Below are 2,367 nucleotides of genomic sequence, written 5' to 3'. Positions count from 1 at the left end.
TGTACTGGAGCCGATATCGAAAATACGCATCCAGCTACTCAAGCTGTTCGCTTTCACCCACATTGCGATCGTCATGCTCGTTGCGCCGTTTACGATACCGGTCGGCATGCTGACGTAGCCGTCCGTACCGTTAAGCGTAATGGCGTTGCCTGACTTGCCTACCGCCCAAGTTCCACCACTCACCACCGCGTTGCGCCCGTTACCCGACGAATCGGCCGCCGCTGTGCCGGTCGTCTCGTTGAAGCTATAGTTCGCGATCAAATCGCCTGTCTGTCCGCCGCCGAGATTAATCGTGAACGATTTAGTCACCGGTGCTCTCAATTCATCGTAATCCCGAAGCTGCATGGTGAACGTATAGCTGTTTTGCGGCGCGCTGCTCGCAATCGTTCCGCTGATCGTACCTCTAAAACGATCTAATGTTAAGCCCGGCGGCAGTGTCCCGCTTGTGACTGTCCAATCGTAAAAGGGAACGCCTCCATTGGCGATCAGTGTTTGCGAATATGCCGCTCCCTTCGTTCCGTTTGGTAACGAATTCGTAACAATCGAAGGGGCGAGAAACGGCGTCAGCGTCTTTTTCAGCGGCCACCCGGCATTCTCTGCGATTAGCAGTGTGAGCTTCGTCAGCATCCATCTTCGGGTTGGGAATAAATTTGTCCAGCCCGCGTTTTGGCCGCTTAGACGATCCCAATAAATCTGATCGGCAGGAATGTGATAGCCACTGGCTTCCACAGGAACGGCGCGTCCTTGATAATCGATGACCTCCGAGTCGTTCGCGCCACCGGAATTCACGTAATTCTGCATTCCAGCCCATGCATCGCTGAACGCCACACCGTGTCCGAATTCATGCATGACGAGCCCATATACATCGGTAACCTGACTCAAGTCAGTCAAATACCAATCATCATCGTTCATTGAAGAAAACGGCACCGCATTATCGTAAAAATCGAGTGCCATCCCTAGCGAGCGATACAGAGGACCGGGAACTTGAACGCCATTTCGCGTATGGTATTTTCCATTTCTGGACGCCCATCCCGTGGAATAAGGTCCATTGAGTCCGCGCAGGAACACCCATTCCCCATTATAGGCGGCATTGTTTGTCACAGATGTATTGCCATTGAATTGGTCGTTCGGCACGAAGTTGTTTTCCGCTCCCGCAGGTACGGTATCGAACGGCTGCACGTCGAAGAAGTAAAACCAGTCCTTGATTGCCTGTTCAGCTGCCGCACGGTAGCCAGTGTTATCGAAATAGTGATTGACCGTGTCAAATCGATAATCGAATACAAGCGGCAAACTAGGCTCTGCGTTATCATCTTGATCCAATACCCGGATAGGTATGTTTTGTACGCGGGACGTACCATTGTTCTCCTTTATCGTCATCGCAAGCGTATAATTCTCGATTGAGCCAGGACCGCCGACACGGTCCGGCGCAATTTCGAGCAAGAAGTTTTGTACAGTCGCTGCGTTGGCAAACGTCAGTGTCTTCGTCGCGCCGGTGGCTGACAACGTGCTCGGTAAATCCATCATGAGCCTGGATGAACCTTGCGCATATAAAGTGATGGTGACTGGATAAACCGCGTTTGCCGGTGGCTTCACTGTAAGCTTGATATAAGGATTAGCAATGTACCCTTGCCAGTCGACCAAGTCTATTCCGTAGGCGTTAATCTCCCGACCAAAAATATCAATCACAGACGCTTCGGTCGACGCGGCGGCATTTGCAGTATTAGGTTTGGCCGGACCTACATTGTAAACCCCTAATAAAAGGACAAAACCAAGCATCGCACAAAGCCATTTTTTCATTATCACACCTCCATTGGTCTAACGGTACATGTCCGCCACACCTTTCTACGAGAACGGCATGGCGGACACCGCCTTTTAAAGAATTAGGACCCGTACACCTTCCACGATTCAATGCCGGTCGAAGTTGTCGACTTCGCCGTAATGTTCAACCGGATTTGATTCGTCGTGACTGGCGTAAACGTGGTCGTATTGTATTGATTCGGAAGCACACCCAAACCAGACGGGCTGCTTACATTCACCCAAGCGCTGCCGTTCCAGTATTGGATCGTGTATGAAGCAGGCAGATCGATGCCCTCATCGTCGTCGAACCAATAGACATCGGTCGAGGAGATCGTACGGTTCGTACTAAACGTGTATTGCACCCACTGCGTTGTGCCTGGATTATCCCAGTTGCCGTACACGGAATGACCGCGGTCCTTCGAGCTTGTCGGTGTATACCCGTCGTTCAACCCGGTTAAGCTCTCCCAGGAGGAGACGAACGACGTCGACGACGTCGCTTGCGGCGCGATGTCTGAGACGGAGACGGCAGGTCCGGCTAGTGCGCTAATCTCCGAAGCGCTAAGCGCTCTA

Annotated in this window: 2 protein-coding genes; both read right to left on the bottom strand. The window is 52.0% G+C overall.

Annotated elements, in window-relative coordinates; all coding sequences use genetic code 11:
• Window positions 1-1,797, bottom strand: a 1,797-nt coding sequence (locus TJ79_RS06190) for a putative Ig domain-containing protein (protein ID WP_081756744.1), incomplete at its 3' end; no start/stop codon positions are given.
• 83 nt (window positions 1,798-1,880) lie between these two features.
• The coding region (locus TJ79_RS27515; protein WP_040949424.1) for a galactose-binding domain-containing protein at window positions 1,881-2,367 on the bottom strand (487 nt) is incomplete at its 5' end.

Source organism: Gorillibacterium massiliense (assembly GCF_000455485.1).
GTDB lineage: Bacteria > Bacillota > Bacilli > Paenibacillales > NBRC-103111 > Gorillibacterium > Gorillibacterium massiliense.
The sequence above is the reverse complement of the archived record's forward strand: the minus strand, read 5'-3'. Positions and strand labels throughout refer to the sequence as shown.